Below are 6,174 nucleotides of genomic sequence, written 5' to 3'. Positions count from 1 at the left end.
AGGAGGGGACTTGTCCCCGATAGCGTCGGATTGGCCAGCATCATTTCGCCTGACCCAATCCGGTGCCTGCGCCAACGTCTTCCCGGACAAGTCCGGTCCTGCCCGGTTTATCCATCACCCACAACACCCACCCGAAGCCAGGTCCTTGAGGATCGGGCAATCCGGTCGGTCGTCGCCCTGGCAGTGTTCAACCAGCTCCTGCAAGGTATCGCGCAGGCTCGCCAGCTCATCGATCTTCTGGTTGAGCTCGGTGATGTGTTGCCGGGCCAGTGCCTTGACGTCGGCGCTGGCGCGTTGCCGGTCTTGCCACAATGTCAGTAGTTTGCCGACCTCTTCCAGAGAAAATCCCAGATCCCGCGAGCGCTTGATGAACGCCAGGGTATGCAGGTCTTCGCTCGCGTAAAGGCGATAACCGCTGTCGCTGCGATGCGCGGGTTTGAGCAGCCCGGTGGACTCGTAATAACGAATCATCTTGGCGCTCAGGCCACTGTTTTTCGCTGCTTGGCCGATGTTCATTTTTGGTCCTCCTGCTCGTCAGGCTTCCACGTCTTCAGCAACAAGGCGTTGCTGACCACGCTGACGCTGGACAAGGCCATTGCCGCGCCGGCCAGCACCGGGTTGAGAAAGCCGAACGCCGCCAATGGAATGCCGATCAGGTTATAGACAAAGGCCCAGAACAGATTCTGGCGAATCTTTGCATAGGTTTTGCGGCTGATATCCAGCGCCGCCGGAATCAATTGCGGGTCGCCGCGCATCAAAGTAATTCCGGCTGCCTGCATGGCCACATCGGTACCGCTGCCCATGGCGATGCCGATGTCGGCGGCAGCCAGGGCGGGGGCGTCGTTGATGCCGTCGCCGACCATCGCCACTACATGATGTTTTTTCAGTGCGATCACCGTCGCCGCCTTGTCGGCGGGCAGCACTTCGGCGTGCACGTCACTGATGCCCAGCGCCTGGGCCACCACTCGCGCGCTGCCTTGGTTATCGCCGGTCAGTAAATGGCTGCTGATATGTCGCGCCGACAACTGTTGCACGGCTTGCAGCGCGCCGGGTTTCAACGTGTCACCAAAGGCGAACAGGCCCAGCACGGCGGGATTGGGGCTTTGTTCGATCAGCCAGGATAAGGTGCGACCTTCGGCTTCCCAGGTTCGCGCGGCATCCGCCAATTCGCCCATCGGCAAGGCGCTTTCCTCCAGCAGACGGCGATTGCCCAAGGCGAGCATGCGGCCCTGAAACGTACCGGCAATTCCGCGCCCGGCCAGGGACTGGCTGTTCTCAACCGCGGTCGGGTTGATATGCAATTCTTTGCAGGCATCCAGTACGGCTTTGGCCAGTGGATGCTCGCTGCCGCGTTGCAGCGCACCGGCCCACTCGAGGATTTGCTCTTCGCTACCAGCGACTGCAGTCAGATGCGCGATGCGCGGCGTGCCCGACGTCAGCGTGCCAGTCTTGTCGAAGACCACGGCAGTCACTTCGTGGGCGCGTTCCAGTGCTTCGGCGTCCTTGATCAGAATGCCGTAGCGCGCCGCTACGCCGGTTCCCGCCATGATTGCAGTGGGCGTCGCCAGACCGAGCGCGCAGGGACAAGCGATCACCAATACCGCGACCGCATTGATCAGCGACGTTTCCAGCGACGCGTCGGCCAGCAGCCAGCCAACCAGGGTTGCCAAGGCGATCAGCAACACGACGGGGACGAACACCTGACTGACTTTATCCACCAGTTTCTGGATCGGCGCTTTACCCGCTTGGGCGTCTTCCACCAGACGAATGATCCGTGCCAGCACGGTTTCCGCGCCCAAGGCCGTGGTCTTGACCACCAGACGGCCTTCACCGTTGATCGCGCCGCCGGTCACTTTGTCGCCGGGCTGTTTGGGCACCGGCAGGCTTTCGCCGCTGATCAAGGCTTCGTCCGCGTGGCTGCGGCCTTCCAGCACTTGGCCATCGACCGGGAAGCGTTCGCCGGGTTTGACCGAGACCAGATCGCCGAGACGCAGGGCGCTGATCGCTACGTCGTGTTCCTGGCCGTCGATGACCTGGATGGCGCGTTCCGGACGCAAGGCTTCAAGGGCGCGAATCGCGCTGGCGGTCTGGCGCTTGGCCCGGCTTTCCAGGTATTTGCCCAGCAAGACCAGGGCGATGACCACCGCCGAAGCCTCGAAATACAGATGCGGCATGCTGCCCGGCGCCGAATTCGCCCATTCGTACAGACTCAGGCCATAACCGGCGCTGGTGCCCAACGCGACCAGCAAGTCCATGTTGCCAGCACCGGCGCGCACGGCTTTCCAGGCAGCGACATAGAATCGCGCACCCAGAATGAACTGCACCGGTGTCGCCAAGGCGAATTGCACCCAGGCTGGCAACATCCAGTGCACGCCAAGGGGGTCAAGCAGCATCGGCAGCAGCAAGGGCACCGCCAGGGCGATAGCCAGGAACAATGCCCAGCGTTCCTTGCGCAGGTGCTGTTGGTAGTCAACCTCAGTGGGTTGGTTTTCAAGGGTCGTGGCGCCGTAGCCTGCCTTTAGCACTGCGGCGATCAGCGTCGCCGGGTCCAGCGGCGTGATGGTTTCGACGTGGGCTTGTTCATTGGCCAGGTTGACGCTGACACGGCTGACTCCGGGCACTTTGGCCAGCGCACGTTCAACGCGACCTGCGCAACTGGCGCAGGTCATCCCGGAAATCGGCAAATCGAAAGAAACCGGCTTGAGCATCTTGAACACTCCCTGAAGACGTTATGCCAGCAAGGATCAACCTTTCCACGAGGTCAATGTCAAGCCTGGATCAATAGTTCAGGTCGGCGCGCTTGAGATACAAGCCATTGAGGTTGGTTGCGATGCGGAATTTGAGAATGTCGCCCGCCTGGATTTTGATGCGGGTGCCGTTCTGCGCTTCCATGCCCGGATCGCAACCGAACACGCCGCCAGGCAAAGAGCGTAAGCGGATGGAGATGTCGCCCGCTGGCAGATTGAACGACGCCGATTGTTCCTGAAACAGGCGCCCGACCAGTTGATCCTGGATATACACCCCTATCTCGCAGGAAGTCCCGACTTCCAGGCGCTCGCGGGAAATGATCAGAACGCCGTAATCCTGATCGGCTTGAACCGCTGGGGAGGCAGCCAACAAACCGAGAATGCCGAAGAGGCTCAATACTGACCAGCGCATCGCTGATACTCCTGATGTAGACAGTAATGACGCAGCTTGGCCGAGCCTCGCGCCGAATACCAGCCCGGCAGGTAAAACAGAAACTTGACCTTGCCACGGCAGGAAGGTCAAACATGGCAGCCAGTGTTTCCCATACTCGTTTGAAGGAGCAACACCATGCAGCGATTCAACGTTCAAGGCATGACCTGCGGACATTGTGTGAAGGCGGTGACCAACGCCATCAAAGGCCAGGACGCGGCGGCTATCGTCCAGGTTGACCTGCCCACGGGCGAGGTGCTGGTTGAAAGTGATCTGACGACGGAGCAGGTAATCGGTTTGATCGTGGAGGAGGGATATAAGGCGCAGGTTGTTTAGGAAAAGATTGAATCCTGTAGGAGGGAATTTATTCCCGAAGACGTCAGATCAGGCACCGCCTTTGTGTTGCCCGCGCTGGCCCTTCCCGGATGAATCCGGTCCCACAGTGTTTGCAGTCAGTGGGATCTGTGTATCAGCCGGAAATTTTTTGCAGTAATTTTCCCCGTCAGGCGTTCAGTAACAGAGAGGCCGGGTAGACTAGCCCGCTGCGTTGAATACTGTCTGGATACCTGATGAACCTGAGAAGCATCCTTATTCTTGGTGCATTGAGCGCCTTCGGCCCGTTGGCCATCGATTTCTATCTGCCGGGTTTTCCCGCCATTGCCCTCGCTTTTGGCACTGACGAGCAACACGTCCAGCTGACCCTCGCGGCCTATTTCCTGGGGCTGTCCATCGGGCAACTGGCCTACGGTCCTGTGGCTGACCGGTTTGGTCGGCGTGTTCCGCTGTTGGTGGGCGTCACGCTGTTCACCCTGGCATCGCTGGCCTGCGCTTTCGCGCCGAGTCTGGAATGGCTGATCGCCGCTCGTTTCGTGCAGGCCTTGGGCGGTTGTGCGGGGATGGTGATTTCCCGGGCGATTGTCAGTGACAAATGCGATGCGGTGCAGTCGGCGAAGGTTTTTTCCCAACTGATGCTGGTTATGGGCCTGGCGCCGATTCTCGCGCCGATGCTCGGCGGGCTGCTGGTCAATGTTTACGGCTGGCAGGCGATTTTCCTGTCGCTTACCGCGTTCAGTGCGCTGGCTTCGCTGTCTGTCGCCTTGTGGTTGCCGGAAAGCATGCCGGCGACTCATCCGCGCTTGCCACTGTCAGGTGCGTTTCGGCAGTACGCCAACCTGCTCAAGGATCGGATTTTTCTCGGACACGCGTTGACCGGCGGCATCGCCATGGCCGGGATGTTCGCCTACATCGCGGGTTCGCCTTTCGTCTTCATCAAGTTGTACGGCGTTCCGGCTGAGCATTACGGCTGGCTGTTCGGCGCCAATGCCGCCGGTTTTATTCTGGTGGCGCAGGTCAACGCGCGGATCCTCGGCAAGCGCGGTCCGGCATTCCTGCTGTCGCGGGCGATCTGGGTTTATCTGGGGGCAGCGCTGGTGGTGCTCGGGATCGCGGGTGTTCACAGCGAAAAATTGTGGCCGCTGCTGGTGCCGTTGTTTGTGTGTATTGCCAGCCTCGGTTGCATCATTCCCAACGCTTCGGCTTGTGCGATGAATGGGCAATGGGCGCGAGCGGGCAGTGCTTCGGCGTTGCTCGGCTGTCTGCAGTTCAGCGTGGCAGCGGGTGCTGCGGCGTTGGTCGGCGTGTTGCATGACGGCACTGCCGTGCCGATGGCGCTGGTGATCAGCCTGTGCGGGATCGTCGCGGTAGGAATGTCGGTGTTGACCCGGCGTTTGCAGGGCAAGCGCGATGCGCTGGCGGCGCGGGTCTAGATTCGGGTGTTATCCCCGCTATCAAACACATGCACTGTAGGACTGGCTTCAGCCGGGAGTAAGCCAGTCCATTCGCAGCAGCTGCGTCGTCGGAACGCTCGCCCTCCCGGCTAAAGCCGGTCCTGCCGATCCGATGTTTGCTGCGCGTCAGAACCCTTCCAGCACAATCTTGCCCTTGGCCTTGCCGCTTTCGAGCAGTTCATGGGCGCGGCGCAGGTTGCTGGCGTTGATGGTGCCAAAATGCTCGCCGAATGTGGTTTTCAGGGTGCCTGCATCGATGAGCTGGGCGACGCGGTTGAGCAGTTTGTGTTGTTCGATCATGTCCGGTGTGCCGAACATCGAGCGGGTGTACATGAACTCCCAGTGCAGTGACAGGCTCTTGCGCTTGAGTTTGCTCACGTCGAGGGATTTGGGATCGTCGATCAGGCCCAGCTTGCCTTGCGGCTGCAACGCTTCGACCAGTTGATCCAGATGCTGATCGGTCTGGGTCAGGCTCGCCACGTGAGTAACGCTATCCAGGCCGGCGCGTTTGAGTTCTTCGCTCAGCGGCTTGCTGTGATCCAGCACTTCGTGGGCGCCCAGCTCGCGAACCCAGGCAGTGGTTTCCGGACGCGATGCGGTGCCGATGACTTTCAGTGAAGTCAGCTGCCGCGCAAGCTGGGTGAGAATCGAACCAACGCCACCCGCTGCGCCGACGATCAACAAACTTTGCGGACTGGCACTTTCGCCTTCCGCGACCTGCAGGCGTTCGAAGAGCAGTTCCCAGGCGGTAATCGCCGTCAATGGCAGGGCAGCAGCGTGGGCGAAGCTCAGGGTTTTCGGCATGTGGCCGACGATGCGCTCATCGACAACGTGCAGTTCACTGTTCGCGCCCGGCCGGGTCAGCGAGCCGGCATAAAACACCTTGTCACCTGGCTGGAACAGCGTGACTTCGCTGCCAACCGCCTTGACCACACCCGCGACATCCCAACCCAGTACTTTGGCTTCGCCACCTTCGGGCTGGACGTTCTGCCGCACCTTGGTATCGACCGGGTTCACCGAGATCGCTTTGACTTCCACCAGCAAGTCGCGCGGACCTGCGACCGGTTCTGGCAGATCGATGTCCTGCAAGGCTTGCTCATCAGTGATGGGCAGCGCGTGGTAATAAGCGATAGCTTTCATAAGAGCTCCTGACGATTGGCTGGATGTTCAATGCCGGGATGATTGGCTATTTCCTTCAAAGATAAAACCC

Annotated in this window: 6 protein-coding genes; 2 read left to right on the top strand and 4 right to left on the bottom strand. The window is 60.4% G+C overall.

The genetic code is table 11. From position 1 onward, the window contains the following. Positions 1-114: 114 nt before the first annotated feature. The 3 genes from cueR to AFK24_RS21745 form a co-directional block, all read right to left on the bottom strand. Positions 115-516, bottom strand: a complete 402-nt coding sequence (gene cueR / locus AFK24_RS21755; RefSeq protein ID WP_065835192.1) for a Cu(I)-responsive transcriptional regulator — start codon at positions 514-516, stop codon at positions 115-117. Next, positions 513-2,708 (bottom strand): heavy metal translocating P-type ATPase, encoded by a 2,196-nt coding sequence (locus tag AFK24_RS21750; protein ID WP_065835191.1) that lies wholly within the window; start codon positions 2,706-2,708, stop codon positions 513-515. Before AFK24_RS21750 ends, cueR begins: the two co-directional genes overlap by 4 nt. A 70-nt stretch (positions 2,709-2,778) precedes the next feature. Next, the gene (locus tag AFK24_RS21745) at positions 2,779-3,159 is read right to left on the bottom strand and encodes a hypothetical protein (protein ID WP_065835190.1); all 381 of its coding nucleotides are present in this window, start codon (positions 3,157-3,159) and stop codon (positions 2,779-2,781) included. 156 nt (positions 3,160-3,315) lie between these two features. Here AFK24_RS21745 and AFK24_RS21740 point away from each other — a divergent pair, with 156 nt between their 5' ends. Both AFK24_RS21740 and AFK24_RS21735 read left to right on the top strand, forming a co-directional pair. Continuing rightward, positions 3,316-3,513: a heavy-metal-associated domain-containing protein gene (locus AFK24_RS21740; RefSeq protein ID WP_065835189.1), complete on the top strand. Its 198-nt coding sequence runs from the start codon at positions 3,316-3,318 to the stop codon at positions 3,511-3,513. Between the two features lie 233 nt (positions 3,514-3,746). Beyond that, positions 3,747-4,943 carry a multidrug effflux MFS transporter gene (locus AFK24_RS21735; protein ID WP_065835188.1) on the top strand — a complete coding sequence of 399 codons (1,197 nt, stop codon included), beginning with the start codon at positions 3,747-3,749 and terminating at the stop codon, positions 4,941-4,943. A gap of 147 nt (positions 4,944-5,090) precedes the next feature. Here the strand turns inward: AFK24_RS21735 and AFK24_RS21730 are convergent, their stop codons facing one another. Further along, the gene (locus tag AFK24_RS21730; protein ID WP_065835187.1) at positions 5,091-6,104 is read right to left on the bottom strand and encodes a zinc-binding alcohol dehydrogenase family protein; all 1,014 of its coding nucleotides are present in this window, start codon (positions 6,102-6,104) and stop codon (positions 5,091-5,093) included. Positions 6,105-6,174 lie beyond the last annotated feature (70 nt).

It is taken from the genome of Pseudomonas syringae (genome assembly GCF_001698815.1).
Taxonomy (GTDB): domain Bacteria; phylum Pseudomonadota; class Gammaproteobacteria; order Pseudomonadales; family Pseudomonadaceae; genus Aquipseudomonas; species Aquipseudomonas syringae_A.
This window is presented reverse-complemented; position numbering and strand designations above follow the sequence as displayed.